Below are 16,206 nucleotides of genomic sequence, written 5' to 3' on the forward strand. Positions count from 1 at the left end.
ATATGAACAAAAACTATTATGCCGTATTGATGGCCGGGGGCGTGGGCTCGAGGTTCTGGCCAGTGAGCACCGAGGCCTATCCAAAGCAATTTCATGACATGTTGGGCACAGGAAAGACCTTGATCCAGAAAACGTTTGACCGGTTGAACAAGTTCATCCCCACTGAGAACATCTTGATTTTGACCAATGAACGTTACAATGATTTGGTCTTGCAACAACTGCCACAGGTAAAACAGGAGCAGGTGGTGCTCGAGCCTGCCATGCGGAATACGGCCCCTTGTATTTTGTATGCTGCCTTGAAAATACAGAAGATGAATCCCGATGCAGTGATGATTGTGGCTCCCAGCGATCATTGGATTGAAGACGAGCAAGCTTTTGAAAATGATGTCAGGGCGTGTTTTGACAAGTGCGAAAAAGAAGCGGTGCTTTGTACTTTGGGCATTCAACCCACACACCCGAATACCGGGTTCGGCTATATTGAATTTGAGAAAGCCGATTCGAGCCCATTAAAAAAGGTGGTGCAGTTTCGGGAAAAACCTGACTTAGAAACCGCCAAAGAATTTCTGGCACAAGGCAACTTTCTCTGGAATGCGGGTATTTTCATGTGGGGTGTCAATACCATTGTAGCGGCATTCAAAGCACACCAGCCTACACAGTACCATCTTTTTGAAGGGGGAATATCATGCTATAACACGGCAGAAGAGACCGATTTTATCAAAGAGAACTATCCAAAGGCTGAAAATATATCCATCGATTATGCTATCTTGGAACGTTCTGAAGCCATTTTTACCCTGCCCGCCACGTTTGACTGGAACGATTTGGGCACTTGGGGCGCACTCTATGAAAAGTTGGATAAAGATGCCAATCACAATGCCGTGGTGAACGCCAAAACGCTTTTTGAAGATTCAAAAGGAAATATGGTTCGTTCTACCGATGGAAAAATTATTGTAGTGGATGGATTAGAGGATTACATCATCGTGGATAACGAAGATGTGCTGTTGATCTATCCCAAAGCCAAACAACAAGACATTAAAAAAGTACGTGGTCAGGTCAAAGATACCTTTGGTGACCAACATGTTTAAGTATGGAAGAAAACCTGAACCAAGATAACATCACCCCAACCTCTGACAAAGAGCAGGGCAATGAGGTAAAAAAAGATTTTAAGGGCCTTTTGGGCAGTATCAGAAAGTTTCTGTACAACCTTCTTGAAATCAGGAGCAATACCGACCCTGCCTCTACCAAAGACTCCATAATCGCAGATATTCCTTTTAAAGGGCATACCTCATGGATTTTGGTATGTTCCATTTTTATTGCATCCGTGGGTCTTAATGCCAACTCTACTGCCGTTGTTATCGGTGCGATGTTGATTTCCCCCTTGATGGGCCCGATTTTGGGCATGGGCATGTCTCTCGCCATCAATGATATTGATACGTTGCGGCGTTCGTTGAAAAATTTCACGGTCATGGTCGTACTCAGTGTGGTGACGGCCTTTCTTTTCTTTTATTTCTTTCCCTTACGGGATGAGTCCTCAGAATTGTTGGCACGAACAAAACCTGATATTCGCGATGTGCTGATTGCCTTTTTTGGTGGATTGGCCCTGGTGATCGCCCGAGCTAAGCGGGGTACCATTGCCAGTGTCATCTTTGGTGTCGCCATTGCAACCGCGCTGATGCCGCCTTTATGCACCGTTGGGTTCGGATTGGCTATTGGCAAGCCCCTTTATGCTGCGGGCGCCATGTACCTCTTTATCATCAATACCATATTCATAGGTCTTGCCACATTTTTGGTCATCAAATACTTGCGGTTTCCGATGGTGCGCTACGCCAATTCAAGAAAACGACGGTTTATTGCAAGGGTCGCCTCGGTGGTCGGGCTTGCAGTCATGATTCCTGCCGGATATACCTTTTACATTGCCCTACAAGAAGCACAGTTCAGAAAACAGGCCCAAGAGTTTTTATCAGAAACCATTGAAACCTATGAATTTGCGGAAAATGGCCGCTATGTCGATAATCTCACCGAGATTGAATACCAAGGGGGTGAGAATCCGTATATCGAAGTTGTCTGCATGGGCAATGAAGAAATTCCCGAAAATGTGGTGAATACTTGGCGCGCCAAGAAGAACCAATACAGCAAGCTCAAAGATGCTGATTTGCGATTGCTGCAAGGAGGTAGAGACGATTCAGAAGAAAAATTCAACTACGTCAGTGAATTGTATGAGGCAAAAAAGGCGGAACTCTTGACCAAAGATGAACGCATTAGGGTCTTGGAAGCCGAGTTGGCCAACTTAAGCTTTAACGCCTCGCAACAGATTCCTTTTCGCGAGATCAGTGCCGAGGCTCGAACCAATTATGAAAATTTATCCGGATTGGGTTTTTCATACCGAATACAAACGGATTTTAACAAGCTGGATACCATACCACTTTTTGAGGTCAGATGGAAAAAAGGCATTGGTTCAGGGCAATTGGAAAAAGACCAAAAAAAGTTATCTGATTGGTTGAAGCTGCGCTTGCAGAATGATAAGATTCAGGTGAAACGTGTCGCTGACTAGGGCGTGTCAATACGCCCTAGTTTCGTTCTTCGATGTACATTTGACGAACCTTTTTGAACAATTCTGAAGAATACACAAAATTGGTCACCGCCTCATTGTCGGTCTTGAATATTTCTTTGTTGGTGCCTTCCCATTCTTTGATGCCATTCTTCAGAAAAATGATTTTCTCGCCGATTTCCATGACCGAGTTCATGTCATGGGTGTTGACCACAGTAGTGATATTGTATTCTTGGGTAATCTCTTGAATAAGGTTGTCGATTAAAATGGCGGTCTTGGGATCCAATCCTGAATTGGGTTCATCACAGAAAAGGTACTTGGGCTTCATCACTATGGCTCTGGCAATGGCCACTCGCTTTTGCATGCCTCCCGAAATTTCTGCGGGATACTTTTTATGCGCATCGATAAGATTGACCCGTTCGAGAACAAAATCGACCCGATCTTGCATCTCGGCCCGTGACTGTTTGGTGAACATCTCTAAAGGAAACATGACATTGCCCTCAACGGTCATCGAATCAAAAAGGGCACTGCCCTGAAAGACCATACCCATCTCTTGTCTGAGGTTGCGCCTTTCGTCCAAAGAAAGTTCTGAATACCGTTTACCGCTGTAACAAATGCTTCCTTCCTCTGGTTCAAAAAGACCAAGCATGCACTTTATAAGTACCGTTTTGCCCGATCCGCTCTGCCCAATGATGAGATTGGTCTTTCCTTCATCAAAAACAGTGCTGATGCCCTTTAAAACCTTGGTGTCACCAAATGACTTGTGTATGTTGTCCACCTCTATCATCAGCCAAGCAGTAATTGGGTTAACACATAGTTTAGAATAATGATGACTACACTGGTCCACACAAAAGAGGTGGTACTGGCCTTACCGACCTCAAGGGCGCCTCCTTTCATAAAAAAACCATGGAATGAGGGTATGGTGGCAATGATAAAAGCAAATACCAGGGTTTTGATAAAGGCATAGGTCACATGAAAAGGGATAAAATCAGTCTGTAGCCCCTCAACAAAATCGCCGCTGGGAGCAAAATTACCAAATACGGCAGCGACCCATCCACCCAAAATGCCCATGTACATGGCTATGGCCACCGCAAAAGGGTATAAAAACATCGCAATGATTTTGGGGAAAACCAGATAGTTCAACGCATTCACGCCCATCACTTCTAACGCATCAATTTGCTCGGTGACCCTCATGGTGCCAATGCTCGAGGTGATATACGAACCCACTTTACCCACCATGATAATGGAAGTGAACGTAGGGGCAAACTCTAAAATTACCGACTGTCGTGTCGCAAACCCAATCAAACTTTTTGGAATCAACGGATTGGTCAAATTCAGTGCCGTCTGTATCGTCACAACGCCCCCGATAAAAAATGAAATAAAGACGATGATGCCCAAACTATTAAAGATGAGTTCATCAATCTCTTTCAAAATCAATGATCTCATGATGCGCCATTTGGTGGGCTTTTTGAAAACCTCCCAAATCATAATGAAGTATTGACCAATATCAGCTAGGTAATTCATGCAAAATGGTAGTCGAGGGGGTAAAAATAGCACAATAGTTTCATTAGTGCTTATATGGATTTTGTTTTTAGAATTTGTTATAGGGTATCTTTTAGTCAATCGAAGCTTCAAAAACGGAGATTGGCAGTACCAAAAGAGTATTTTGGCAACAAAAAGTGACGGAAACGGATTCATTACAAGACTGCACGATAAAATCTATTAAGCTCTTAACCTTGAATTCATCTTTAAATGGAATAAATGAATAGTTTTGTTGCTTCAAGAGAAGATTTTCAAGGCTTATGAAAAAAATTACGTTCTTATTGCTACCCTTTTTTTTGTTGGGGATTCTTACCGTGGATGCACAACGAAAGAACCGTAAAAACCATGACCCTAAAGAAAGCCAGAATAGACCGAAACTTGTGGTGGGTATCGTTGTTGATCAGATGCGCTATGATTATCTAACCCGATTTTGGAACCATTATGGGGAAGGCGGTTTCAAGAGACTGGCCAACCAAGGTTTTAATTGCAAAAACCACCATTTCAACTATGCACCGACCAGTACAGGGCCAGGGCATGCTTCTGTTTATACGGGTACAACCCCTGCAACCCATGGCATTATAGGAAACCATTGGTATGGCAAGACTGAGGATAAGATGGTCTATTGTGCCTCAGATGACGCATTTGAATCCGTGGGCACCACGACCGATGACGGTAAAATGTCACCCCATCGCATGCTGACCACGACCATTACAGACCAACTGCGCCTGCATACCCAAATGCGCGGTAAAGTCATTGCTGTGGCATTGAAAGATAGGGGGGCCGTGCTTCCTGGGGGGCATACCGCCAATGCCGCGTATTGGTTTGAAGGGGGTGATACGGGCCAATGGATATCGAGTAGCTACTATATGGATGCACTGCCCGAATGGGTGAACAACTTTAATGCTTCAGGTAAAATAAAATCATATAAAAAAGCGTGGACAACCCTTAAGAATATCAGTTCTTATCTGGAAAGTGGGCCAGACAACAATGCCTATGAAGGTTTGTTCGAGACAGAGATTGCTCCTACTTTTCCGCACAGCACCCCAAATTTATTGAACAAAGAAAAAGATTTTGAAATCTTGAAATATACCCCCTATGGCAACAGTATTACGACTGATTTTGCTTTGGCGGCAATCGAAGCGGAACAATTGGGCAAGGATGGCATTGCTGATTTTTTGGCAATCAGCTTTTCGAGTACCGATTATATCGGGCACAAATACGGAGTCAATAGCAAAGAAGTTCAGGACACTTATCTGAGATTGGATTTAGAGTTGGATCGATTGCTCAATACTTTGGATGCTCAAGTAGGGGCAGGTCAATACATGGTTTTCTTGACCGCAGATCACGGAGCCATCAACGTACCCGCCTATCTAAAAGATGAAAAAGTGCCCGCAGGATATCTGGATAATGAAAAAATGAAGGAAGACTTCACCAATTTTCTTAAGTACCGTTACGGTACAACCGATATTTTAAAGAATGTCAGCAACAATCAGATTTTTTTGGACCACAAGATCATCAAGAATCTAGATATGGGTTTAGACGATGTGCAAGAAGAGATTGCGGCCGAAATTTTAAGTTATGATATGATTGACAAAGTGTATACGGGGTACCAGATGTGGCAAAATGAATACACATCTGGCATACCCTATATTTTACAGAACGGCTGGCACCAAAAGCGTTCAGGCGATGTACTGTATGTGACCAAGCCTGCCCATATATCATATCCGAGAACAGGTTCGAGCCATGGCACCCCCATGATTTATGACACCCACGTACCATTGTTGTTCTATGGTGCTGGTATCAAAAAAGGAAGCACGGCCCATCGAACTGAAATACCCGATATAGCACCGACATTGGCCGTGATGTTGGGCACTGCTTTCCCGAATGGTACTACAGGAAAACCGATTGTTAAGATGTTGGAGTGATAGGAATATCGATTTTAATCAATATTTTGGAAAAATTTTAAGGCTTCTTTACAATAGGGGATAACGATTTCCTTGTCAATTTCAAATTCTTTTACTGAGCCTAAATAGTTTCTACAACTTTCAGTGAAAGACTTTCCTTTTTTTAAATCCCTAAAGGATAAGCATTTTATATGTCTTTTTGATAACAAAAGAAAATATGCTTCTTTATAAGGATAGACATCAGAATTTTTTATATCATTAATAGAAAATTTGCCACTTGACCGGTATTTTACTTCTATTAAAAATGCTTTCCCATTTTTTAGAGCAATGAAATCAGGCATTTGCCGAATGTTTTTAGCAACTTTACCATCCATTTGCTGAATTTCTTCCATACTATGAGGTACTGAATGTTCCATACCAAATTTGAAAACTTTAAAGCCCAAAGAAATAAATAACTGTTCTGCTATTACCTCAGCGACAGTTCCTTTTATTCTATTGGTTAACCAAGTTTTTGTTTTTCTATCGTTCATTAAGATTATTTATTTTCAATTTTTTCAAAGCCCCTTTCCACCGTAGTTTTCTGATAAATTTTCCTTCTTCTTTGGTCACAAAACGGGGTTCTTGCTTGAGCCATGCCCCCAAATAGGCAAATACCGCTTGCAGATACAATCTGGTGTTTTTGGCCTGCCAAGCCATTTTTAAGAGGGCGATTTTGGCCAAGGGCAAATCGTAGCGCATTTTATAGAGCGCAATGCCCTTTGAGCGGTAATTCTTGGTGCTGTAACCATGCCCGGTCGGGCGCAGGTGCTTTACTTTTAATTGCGTATCGGTCTTGACATGAAAATCATGGTATTGGGCCAAAAGTACATCAACGGTATCCCATCCCACACCTTCCCTGAGCCCTCCGATTTTATTGAAACACGCTTTGTGGTACAATTTGATGGGGCCGCGAACATGGCTTTTGTCCGCAATGTTTTCATAAATCCATTTTCCATTTTTCTTGATGTGTAGAAGGCCTGAACAAATACCCAATTTCCAATCGCTTTGAAAATGGTTGCGCATTTGCTCAAAATAGTTGGGTGGAAGGATGATATCCGCATCAAACTTTCCTATCAAATCATATTCAGATGCATGTTTCAAACCATGGTTAAAAGCTTTGACCACTTTGGCCCCTGGTCGGTGTTCGTCAAAACTGTTGTGTTTTAACACTTTTATCCATGAATGACTATCGGCAAATTCGGAAGCAATTTGAAAAGTGTTGTCAGATGAGCTGTCATCAACAACGATGAGCTCATTCGGTGGTTGGATTTGGCTGACGAAGGAATCGAGACAATCCCGAAGGTATTGTTGTTCGTTGTGTGCGGGGATGATGATGCAAATATACATTTGCTAAAATTCTTAATTTCATACTATAAATCCCAATAAAGAAATAAAATTCAACTCCTCCCCTTGGTTAAGGGGAGGTGGCATTGACCTGCTTTCGGCAGGGAAATGACGGAAGGGATTGTTGACCACCCACCCTGTCTATAGCTTCGCTAAAGCCACCCCTCCCTGACTAGGGAGGGGGAGCCATCAACTTGTTCGCTCCGCATAAATAATATAATAGCGATTGGTAAAGTAACGGAGCAAAGGCCTTAGGCCAATTTTTTTGGTGGGATTGGTCCATTTCATCGAATCTTTGATTTCCCATCCCGCTTTTTCGAGCAGCCAATCAAATTGCCAATCTTCAAATTCATGGTAGTGCCTGTCCCAGGGGTCTGTTTTGCTCTTGTAAGCCGAAGCAAACCACAATCGTAACGGAATGCTGGCCACCAATTTATCAGCTTTTATTTCTTTCAATACATTGAAGGGGGCCACCAGATGCTCAAAAATCTCAAAAGCGGTGACGACCTCTGCACCTGAACCTTGAACGGAGCTGAAACCCACATCCAAATCCTCACCAGAAGTGTTGGTAACAGTATACCCCTCTGATTTCATGATTTCTGAAAAGGGGTTTTCGACACCCAAATCAAGAATGGATTCATTGGTCGAGATGTGCTTTTTTAAAAAATCAAGGGTCAAGCGATAACGCTTATGGGGATATTTGCCTTCGTACATAGGTGCCAAATTCCAAAAAACAAATTACAAATTCCAATATTTAGCGAATAAATCTACTTAAGAGGACTTTGGAATTTGATATTTGGAATTTTAGTATCATACTTGATACACAATGGCATTGATGTTCATGCCCGCGCCGACGCTGGCAAAGATGACCACATCCTCTTTTTTTAATGAATGTTCGGGCAATTCGCCCTTTCTCACCTGATCTAACAATGTTGGAATCGTGGCCACAGAATTGTTACCCATGGTATCGATGATCATCGGCATGATGTCAGATGGCATTTCCATTCCATAAAGACCATAAAAACGTGATACAATGGCCTCGTCCATTTTTTCGTTGGCTTGATGAATAAAGATTTTCTTGACCCTTTCAATGGGCACGCCACTTTTATCAAGGCAATCTTTCATGGCTTTGGGAACATGGGTGCAGGCAAACTCGTAGATTTTTCTGCCATGCATTTTGATGTATCGGGTATTGGTGCAACCCTCTTGATCATTGGTCTTGTCAAAATAGAGATAATAGGCTTCCCCATTGGCGTGCGTGGCGGTAATATGCGATAGTATTTCGCCATTGTTTTCTTGGGCTTCAATGACAGCGGCACCCGCGCCATCGGAATAGATCATACTATCCCTGTCATGCTCATCAACTACTCGAGATAAGGTTTCACCGCCAATCACCAAACATTTCTTGGCGATACCGCTTTTGATAAAGGCATGGGCCTGAATGACACCTTCGAGCCAACCGGGGCAACCAAAAAGCATGTCGTAGGCCACACATCCCGTATTTTTGATGCCCAATTTGTGCTTTACCCTTGTGGCCAGACTGGGCAGGGTATCGCCTTGGATTTTTCCATGGGAAACGTCACCAAAATTGTGCGCGAAGATGATATAGTCCAATGACTCTTTATCAATTTTGGCATCAACTATGGCACGCTCTGCGGCTAAGTGCCCAAGATCTGAAGTATTGAATTCTGGCTTGGCATAGCGGCGTTCTTGAATACCGGTGATAGTTTTGAATTTTTCAATGATGACATCATTTTGATATTCAAAGGACGACCCATCCACTTCAAAAAAATTATGTTCTAAAAAGTCTTCGTTTTTTGTGATTAAAGAGGGAATGTAACTGCCTGTTCCGGTAATACCGATTCTCATAACGGTTATCTTAACGTTAAGCTAATATAAAACGAATGGATCCAAATACTATGCTCGCATACTATATTGTACGATACTCAATATGGCTTTTTTAATTTCCACGTTATTGCCGTTTTTGTGGGAAAATTTTTTAAAAAAGCTTTTCAAACGCTATGAACACTGATGTTTCATGCCTCTGCATACGCTTCAATAGGGGCACAGGTACAAACCAAATTACGGTCGCCAAAGGCTTCGTCAGTTCTGCGTACGGTAGGCCAAAACTTATTTTCTGCTACATAAGGCAGCGGAAAAGCGGCTTTTTCCCTGCTATAGCTGAAAGGCCATTCATCTGCGGTGACCATGGCCAATGTATGCGGCGCATTTTTGAGCACACTGTTGTCTGATTCGTCGATTTCTTCACGAATTGCTAGCATGGCATCGCAGAAACGGTCCAACTCGGCCAAACTCTCACTTTCAGTGGGTTCAATCATCATGGTGCCCGCCACGGGAAATGATACCGTCGGTGCGTGAAAACCATAATCCATCAAGCGTTTGGCAATATCGGTCACCTCGATACCATACGCCTTGAACGGCCGGCAATCAATGATCATTTCATGTGCTGCCCTACCTTTTTCACCAGTGTAGAGCACATCGTATTTGCCGTTCAGTCTTTCTTTGATATAGTTGGCATTCAAAATGGCATACTTTGTGGCGTCGGCCACTCCTTGAGCACCCAACATTTTGATGTATCCATAAGAAATCAAACATACCAAGGCACTACCCCAAGGGGCAGATGAAATCGCTGTAATCCCCTCACCACCACCAGTCTCTATTACGGGATTGCTTGGTAAAAAGGGTTTCAACTGTTCCGCGACGCAGATAGGCCCCACACCAGGCCCACCACCACCATGTGGGATGGAGAACGTCTTGTGCAGATTCAGATGGCATACGTCGGCACCAATGGTCGCAGGATTGGTCAATCCGACCTGTGCGTTCATGTTGGCCCCATCCATATATACCTGACCACCGTTATCATGGATCAGTTTTGTGATGTAACGAATGGAGGATTCAAATACCCCATGCGTTGAAGGGTATGTGACCATCAGAGCTGCCAGGTTTTCAGAGTGGTGGTTTACTTTCTCTTCGAGGTCAGCAACATCAATGTTGCCACGCTCATCGGTTTTGGTGACCACCACTTTCATACCGGCCATGACCGCTGAAGCAGGATTAGTTCCGTGGGCCGAAGCGGGAATGATACAAATGTTTCGATGCCCCTCACCTCTTGATTCATGATAGGCCCGAATGGTCATCAAACCGGCATACTCGCCTTGGGCCCCAGAATTGGGTTGTAACGAAGTGGCGGCAAAGCCAGTAATTTCATTGAGCTGTGATTCCAATTCTTTGAGCATCATTTGATACCCCTCAGCTTGGTCAATTGGTGCAAAAGGATGGATGTTGCCCCAGTTGCCCCAGCTCAAAGGCAACATTTCAGAGGCCGCGTTGAGTTTCATGGTGCAGCTTCCCAAAGAAATCATAGAATGGTTCAATGCCAAATCTTTGCGTTCCAACTTTTTGATGTACCGCATCAATTCGGTTTCAGAATGGTACGAATTAAAGACTTCATGCTCCAGAAAATCAGATCGGCGCGCGTACGGTTCAGAGATGACCGTTTCAAGTTCAGAAAGGTCAATTTCAAAATCTGAGGTATAACCGACCACTTTTGAGAAACACTTCATGATGGCCAACAAATCTTCAAAACTTGTTGCCTCATTCAGTGAAATCGTGACGGTGTCTTTGGCGGTGTAATTAAAATTGATTTCTAAGGATTCAGCCGATTCTTTAAGCTTGGCCAGGTTGCCTACGTTCACTTCCAAGGTGTCGAAATAGACATCGTTTTGCTGTTGGATACCCGCTTTTTTAAAGAAGTTGTTAAGCAGTCTGGTCTTATTGTGAATGCTGTTTGCGATGAACCGTAACCCCTCTGGGCCATGGTACACAGCGTACATTCCTGCCATTACCGCCAAAAGTACCTGTGCCGTGCAGATGTTCGAGGTCGCTTTGTCTCTTTTAATGTGTTGTTCACGGGTCTGAAGCGCCATCCGCAGTGCCTCGTTGCCATCCGTGTCTTTGGTCTTACCGATGATACGTCCGGGGATGTTGCGTTTATAGGCTTCCTTCGTTGCGAAAAAGGCAGCATGTGGGCCTCCATAACCCAACGGAATGCCCAAACGCTGTGTCGTGCCCACAACTACGTCTGCGCCCCATTCCCCAGGTGGAGTGAGAAGTACTAAACTCATGATATCAGCAGCAACCGCTACTTTGATGTCATGTTCTTGTGCTTTTTCAACAAAACCGGAATAATCATGTATTTGACCATGTTTTCCGGGATATTGCAGTAAAGCTCCATAGAAATCATCCGAAAGATCAAAATCCTTATGATTTCCTATTACCAACTCAATACCTATCGGGGTTGAACGTGTCTCCAATAAACTCAAGGTCTGTGGCAACACTTCCTCAGAAACAAAAAACCTGACGACCTCGTCTTTCTTTTGTTGACGCGAGCGCACATCAAAAAGCATGGTCATGGCCTCGGCAGCTGCTGTGCTTTCATCGAGCAGTGAGGCATTGGCAATCTCCATACCGGTAAGGTCACAGACCATGGTCTGAAAATTAAGAAGTGCCTCTAAGCGCCCTTGGGCAATCTCTGCTTGATAAGGGGTGTAGGCTGTGTACCAGCCCGGATTCTCAAGAATATTGCGTTTGATGACCGATGGCGTCAGACTTTCATGATAGCCCAACCCAATGTATGATTTGAAGACCTTGTTTTTTTCTCCCAACTTCTGAACATGCGATAAAAATTCGTGTTCGCTGATGGCGTTGGGCAAATCTAAAGGGTTTTTCAACAAAATGTCATCGGGAATGGTCTCTTGAATCAACTGTTCCATCGAATCAACACCGATGGTCGTAAACATTGTTGAAAGGTCTCTTTCAGTGATGCCAATGTGGCGAAGGGCAAAAGATTCGGTATTCATAAGCTATCAATAAAGTGCACAAAATTAACGATTAATTTGCTGAAAAATGGCACCTTTGAAGATGGTCAAATCCAAAGTTTTCAACCGAGATTTAACCTATTGCAATTTAGTGCTCGGATAGATGCGGGGGTTAAAATCCATTTTTGATTTTTATTTGGATGCCAGTATCCATGTAGCTCTGGCAGTGGTATCGTTATATGCCGTTACGGTTGAACTTTCTCAACTGAATTACAATGGTTATCTGATGGCATTCATTGGTTTCAGCACCATTGTTTGTTACAACTTCGTGAAGTATGGGGTAGAGGCTGAAAAATATTTGATTGTCTCCAACAGCTACCACAGAATTATACAGGTTTTCAGTTTTCTCTGCTTTTTGCCGATTATCTATTGTGGATGGCACCTTGATATGCCCATTTGGGCAGCAATCGTTATTTTGACATTGCTTTCTGGCGTGTATGCGTTGCCCGTTTTGCCCCAAGCAAAAAATCTTCGCTCTCTAGGAATTTTAAAAATTTTTATTGTGGCTTTGGTCTGGATGGGATTTACCGTCATTCTACCGATAATGGATAATAAGATTCCATTCACTTGGGATGTTTTTATTGTTAGCCTACAACGCTTTTTATTGGTCTTGGCATTGATATTGCCCTTTGAGATACGGGATATGAAGTTTGATGCCCCCCAGGTTCGAACGATACCGCAAAGATTGGGGTTGGAAAAGACAAAGCGAATAGGCTATACCGTATTGCTGCTCTTTTTCGGATTTACTTTTCTAAAGGATGAAATAGGCACAGTGGAAATTGTCACCCGATTTTTGGTAATGGTGACCGTTGTTTTTTTACTCAAATACACAAAGGAAAAACAGTCAAGATACTTTGCCTCATTCTGGGTAGAGGCCGTTCCCATTTTTTGGTGGCTGCTCCTACAGGTTTTATAATCAAGGTCTTATTTTTTTTTCTCAAGGCTCTTTTTCATGATTTCTTTTTCCCTTTCAGAAAGGGAGTGTAGCTCTGCCTTTTGGCACAGAGAAGTCAATTGTGTGTTCTTTTTGGTAAAACGCGCGCAGTTCTTACAAATGAACAAATGAAGTCTTAGCTTCATTTTCTCCCAAAAAGAAGCCTCTTCATATTGGGATTTGTTGCAAATTATTGACGCTTCGTCACAAGATATCATCATAACTAAAACCAACTTTGATTCAAACAACCCATCAAGGCGGTTCGTGCCCTATGAATCATTACCCAAAGGTTTGACGGATTAATGCCCAATTCATTACAAATGTCTTCGGTGCTCATGCCCTGAATGGTTTTCATGTTAAAGACCAGCGATTGTTTCTTGGGCAATTTTGAGATACAATCTTGTATGGCCATGCCCAGTTCCTCATTTTCTATGGCACCATCACCGCCTTGGTTAAAAGGGTCAGCCACACGCTCTTCTAACCAATCACCTTCTGCATCATCATGGTTGCTGTAGCTCATCTTGACTTCGGCCTTGCCTTTTTTTGAGTTGATTTTGCGATAATGGTCAATGACCTTTCTTTTGAGTATGGCAATGAGCCACGTACGTTCAGCGGCATCGCCTTTAAAGTTCTCAGCAGATTTCAATCCTGCAAAAAAAGTCTCTTGCACCAAATCTTTGGCAATCTCGGCATCGCTCACACGGGCAACTGCATAGTTAAAAAGGTAGTCGGCGTATTGGTCGACCCAAGTTTCAGGATGTAGCTCGTGTGCGGGCATTTGTCGGTTAACAAGTCTCAAAATTACGGTTTTTAGTTCATGATTTCTGTACGCAACAAAGAACCCCTTGAAATATCACAAAATGATTGCAAACCAATACTTTGGGGAAATGTTAACAAAATACAATATCAATGACCTAAGCTGACTTTTTCAATAACCCCGCCCGTTCCAACAAAGCTTCTAACTGTGGTTCTTGGCCACGAAAGCGTTTGTAAAGTACCATGGGGTTTTCTGTGCCTCCTTTTGAAAGTACGTGCAACTTGAACTTATTGGCAATTTCCTGATTGAAGATGCCGTGTTCTGTAAAGTGTGCAAAGGCATCAGCATCGAGCACTTCGGCCCATTTATAGCTGTAATAGCCTGACGAATACCCGCCTTGAAAAATATGGGCAAAAGCAGTGCTCATACAGGTCTCGGGAGTATCAGGAAATAGCTGTGTGCCTTCAAAGGTATTGGTTTCAAAGGCTTTTACACCTTTCACTTCAGATGGGTTTTGACCATGCCAAGCCATGTCCAACAGACCAAAGCTGATTTGACGGAGTGTCTGCATCCCTTCTTGAAAATTTGAGGAAGCTTTGATTCGCTCAACCAGCTCCATCGGAATCATTTCACCTGTTTCATAGTGATGGGCAAAAAGTTCAAGAGCTTCTTTCTCATAGCACCAATTCTCCATGATTTGGCTGGGCAGTTCCACAAAATCCCAATAGACTGAAGTACCTGAAAGTCCAGGATAAGTCGTATCCGCCAACATACCGTGCAGTGCGTGGCCAAATTCATGAAAAAGCGTAGTGACTTCGTTGAAGGTCAGTAATGATGGTTTGCTCTTGGTAGAACGTGTAAAGTTGCACACGTTTGAGATATGCGGACGCACATTTTCACCATTTTTTTTAAACTGCGGTTTGTAAGACGTCATCCAAGCGCCGCCACGTTTTCCGAGCCGTGGATGAAAATCGGCATAAAAGAGGGATACGAAATTTCCATCTCCATCAAAAACTTCATACGTTTTGACCTCTTCATGATAGGTATCCACATCAAAAACTTCTTTGAAATGGAGTCCGAACAGTTTTTCGGCCACTTTAAAAACACCATCGATGACATTTTCCAATTTAAAATACGGCTTGAGCTTTTCATCATCGAGGTCGAACTTCTGTTGTTTCAGTTTTTCAGAATAATAGGCACCATCCCACTTCTGTAGTCGGTCAATACTATCCAGTTCATGGGCAAAGGCTTCCAGTTCTTGAAATTCACTTTTAGCCGCTGGTTTTGCTTTTTCGAGCAGTTCGTTCAAAAAGTCCTTCACCTTTTCGGGGGTTTCGGCCATGCGCTCCTCCAACACAAAATGGGCATGGGTCGCATATCCCAAAAGATTGGCACGTTCATGACGAAGGTTGGCAATTTTGAGCACATTTTCTTGGTTATCAAGCTTATCCCCATGAAACCCTTTGCTCCCAAAGGCCAATGACAGTTTTTTTCGTAAGTTTCGATTCTTGGCATATTTCATAAAGGGAATGTAGCTCGGATAATCCAATGTGATCAACCAGCCTTTTTTTCCTTTGGATTTGGCCAATTGTGCCGCCGCCTCTTTTTCCCCTTCCGGAAGTCCATCCAAATCATTTTCATTGGTCAGGTGCATCTCAAACTTGTTGGTCTCGGCCAGCACGTTTTCTCCAAAGGTCAATTTGAGTTTTGAAAGCTCCGCATCGATTTCACGTAACCGTTTCTTTTTTTCTTCGGGCAAGTTTGCCCCATTTCTACTGAATCTTTTATAGCATTTTTTAAGCAAGGTAGCTTGTTCAGGGGTCAAATCAAGCGATGAGCGCTGTTCCCAAACCGTTTTTACCCTTTTGAATAGGTCTTCGTTTAGGGTAATGTCATTGCCAAACTCCGAGAGTAGGGGGGAGACCTCTTGGGCAATTTTCTGTATTGTTTGATTGGTCTCAGCAGAGTTGAGGTTGAAGAACACGCTGGAAATTCGGTCCAGTTGATACCCAGAATAATCGAGTGCAGCAATGGTGTTATCGAAAGTCGGTTGCTCTGGATTTTCAACAATGGCATCAATTTCTTTTCGCGCCATTTCAATGGCTTCCAAAAAAGCTGGTTTAAAATGCTCGTTCCTTATTTGTGAAAATGGGGCTTGGTCGAAGGGTTGTAGTAAAGGATTGTTATTGATGTCTTGGGACATAATTTTGTCTTGGGTTTACTTTGTTAAAGGTTAAAGGTTA

At 43.1% G+C, this 16,206-nt stretch carries 13 protein-coding genes; 4 read left to right on the top strand and 9 right to left on the bottom strand.

The genetic code is table 11. The features are described from left to right. Positions 1-2: 2 nt before the first annotated feature. Together AAAH86_RS00150 and AAAH86_RS00155 are read left to right on the top strand one after the other, a co-directional pair. The gene (locus AAAH86_RS00150; protein ID WP_343485468.1) at positions 3-1,082 is read left to right on the top strand and encodes a mannose-1-phosphate guanylyltransferase; all 1,080 of its coding nucleotides are present in this window, start codon (positions 3-5) and stop codon (positions 1,080-1,082) included. Between the two features lie 2 nt (positions 1,083-1,084). Continuing rightward, on the top strand, positions 1,085-2,548 hold the full coding sequence (locus AAAH86_RS00155) for a DUF389 domain-containing protein (RefSeq protein ID WP_343485469.1): 1,464 nt from the start codon (positions 1,085-1,087) through the stop codon (positions 2,546-2,548). Positions 2,549-2,564: 16 nt separating this feature from the next. On the opposite strand, the gene AAAH86_RS00160 is transcribed toward AAAH86_RS00155, so the two are convergent. Together AAAH86_RS00160 and AAAH86_RS00165 are read right to left on the bottom strand one after the other, a co-directional pair. Further along, positions 2,565-3,332 (bottom strand): ATP-binding cassette domain-containing protein, encoded by a 768-nt coding sequence (locus tag AAAH86_RS00160; protein ID WP_343485470.1) that lies wholly within the window; start codon positions 3,330-3,332, stop codon positions 2,565-2,567. After that, positions 3,332-4,069 (bottom strand): ABC transporter permease, encoded by a 738-nt coding sequence (locus tag AAAH86_RS00165; protein WP_343485471.1) that lies wholly within the window; start codon positions 4,067-4,069, stop codon positions 3,332-3,334. Before AAAH86_RS00165 ends, AAAH86_RS00160 begins: the two co-directional genes overlap by 1 nt. 278 nt (positions 4,070-4,347) lie before the next feature. Here AAAH86_RS00165 and pafA point away from each other — a divergent pair, with 278 nt between their 5' ends. Beyond that, positions 4,348-6,012 (top strand): alkaline phosphatase PafA, encoded by a 1,665-nt coding sequence (gene pafA, locus AAAH86_RS00170; protein WP_343485472.1) that lies wholly within the window; start codon positions 4,348-4,350, stop codon positions 6,010-6,012. A 14-nt stretch (positions 6,013-6,026) separates the two neighbouring features. Here the strand turns inward: pafA and AAAH86_RS00175 are convergent, their stop codons facing one another. From AAAH86_RS00175 to gcvP, 5 genes are all read right to left on the bottom strand, one after another. After that, positions 6,027-6,521 (bottom strand): hypothetical protein, encoded by a 495-nt coding sequence (locus AAAH86_RS00175; RefSeq protein WP_343485473.1) that lies wholly within the window; start codon positions 6,519-6,521, stop codon positions 6,027-6,029. Beyond that, on the bottom strand, positions 6,511-7,377 hold the full coding sequence (locus tag AAAH86_RS00180) for a glycosyltransferase (protein WP_343485474.1): 867 nt from the start codon (positions 7,375-7,377) through the stop codon (positions 6,511-6,513). Before AAAH86_RS00180 ends, AAAH86_RS00175 begins: the two co-directional genes overlap by 11 nt. Positions 7,378-7,563: 186 nt before the next feature. After that, positions 7,564-8,088, bottom strand: a complete 525-nt coding sequence (locus AAAH86_RS00185; protein ID WP_343485475.1) for a methyltransferase — start codon at positions 8,086-8,088, stop codon at positions 7,564-7,566. 96 nt (positions 8,089-8,184) lie between these two features. Next, complete coding sequence (locus AAAH86_RS00190) at positions 8,185-9,243, bottom strand: ketoacyl-ACP synthase III (RefSeq protein ID WP_343485476.1); 1,059 nt, start codon at positions 9,241-9,243, stop codon at positions 8,185-8,187. Positions 9,244-9,410: 167 nt separating this feature from the next. Next, complete coding sequence (gene gcvP / locus AAAH86_RS00195; RefSeq protein WP_343485477.1) at positions 9,411-12,254, bottom strand: aminomethyl-transferring glycine dehydrogenase; 2,844 nt, start codon at positions 12,252-12,254, stop codon at positions 9,411-9,413. Between the two features lie 121 nt (positions 12,255-12,375). Here gcvP and AAAH86_RS00200 point away from each other — a divergent pair, with 121 nt between their 5' ends. Continuing rightward, positions 12,376-13,188 (top strand): hypothetical protein, encoded by an 813-nt coding sequence (locus tag AAAH86_RS00200; protein WP_343485478.1) that lies wholly within the window; start codon positions 12,376-12,378, stop codon positions 13,186-13,188. 241 nt (positions 13,189-13,429) lie between these two features. Here the strand turns inward: AAAH86_RS00200 and AAAH86_RS00205 are convergent, their stop codons facing one another. Both AAAH86_RS00205 and AAAH86_RS00210 read right to left on the bottom strand, forming a co-directional pair. Beyond that, positions 13,430-13,984, bottom strand: a complete 555-nt coding sequence (locus tag AAAH86_RS00205) for a sigma-70 family RNA polymerase sigma factor (protein ID WP_343486804.1) — start codon at positions 13,982-13,984, stop codon at positions 13,430-13,432. A gap of 136 nt (positions 13,985-14,120) precedes the next feature. After that, on the bottom strand, positions 14,121-16,166 hold the full coding sequence (locus tag AAAH86_RS00210; protein ID WP_343485479.1) for a M3 family metallopeptidase: 2,046 nt from the start codon (positions 16,164-16,166) through the stop codon (positions 14,121-14,123). Positions 16,167-16,206 lie beyond the last annotated feature (40 nt).

The organism is Allomuricauda sp. d1 (genome assembly GCF_039592695.1).
Lineage (GTDB): Bacteria > Bacteroidota > Bacteroidia > Flavobacteriales > Flavobacteriaceae > Flagellimonas_A.

Bases quoted from the DNA above. Each gene is read 5' to 3' on its own strand.
- AAAH86_RS00150 (WP_343485468.1), top strand. From the start codon at position 3: ATGAACAAAAACTATTATGCCGTATTGATGGCCGGGGGCGTGGGCTCG.
- AAAH86_RS00155 (WP_343485469.1), top strand. From the start codon at position 1,085: ATGGAAGAAAACCTGAACCAAGATAACATCACCCCAACCTCTGACAAA.
- AAAH86_RS00160 (WP_343485470.1), bottom strand. From the start codon at position 3,332: ATGATAGAGGTGGACAACATACACAAGTCATTTGGTGACACCAAGGTT.
- AAAH86_RS00165 (WP_343485471.1), bottom strand. From the start codon at position 4,069: ATGAATTACCTAGCTGATATTGGTCAATACTTCATTATGATTTGGGAG.
- pafA (WP_343485472.1), top strand. From the start codon at position 4,348: ATGAAAAAAATTACGTTCTTATTGCTACCCTTTTTTTTGTTGGGGATT.
- AAAH86_RS00175 (WP_343485473.1), bottom strand. From the start codon at position 6,521: ATGAACGATAGAAAAACAAAAACTTGGTTAACCAATAGAATAAAAGGA.
- AAAH86_RS00180 (WP_343485474.1), bottom strand. From the start codon at position 7,377: ATGTATATTTGCATCATCATCCCCGCACACAACGAACAACAATACCTT.
- AAAH86_RS00185 (WP_343485475.1), bottom strand. From the start codon at position 8,088: ATGTACGAAGGCAAATATCCCCATAAGCGTTATCGCTTGACCCTTGAT.
- AAAH86_RS00190 (WP_343485476.1), bottom strand. From the start codon at position 9,243: ATGAGAATCGGTATTACCGGAACAGGCAGTTACATTCCCTCTTTAATC.
- gcvP (WP_343485477.1), bottom strand. From the start codon at position 12,254: ATGAATACCGAATCTTTTGCCCTTCGCCACATTGGCATCACTGAAAGA.
- AAAH86_RS00200 (WP_343485478.1), top strand. From the start codon at position 12,376: ATGCGGGGGTTAAAATCCATTTTTGATTTTTATTTGGATGCCAGTATC.
- AAAH86_RS00205 (WP_343486804.1), bottom strand. From the start codon at position 13,984: ATGCCCGCACACGAGCTACATCCTGAAACTTGGGTCGACCAATACGCC.
- AAAH86_RS00210 (WP_343485479.1), bottom strand. From the start codon at position 16,166: ATGTCCCAAGACATCAATAACAATCCTTTACTACAACCCTTCGACCAA.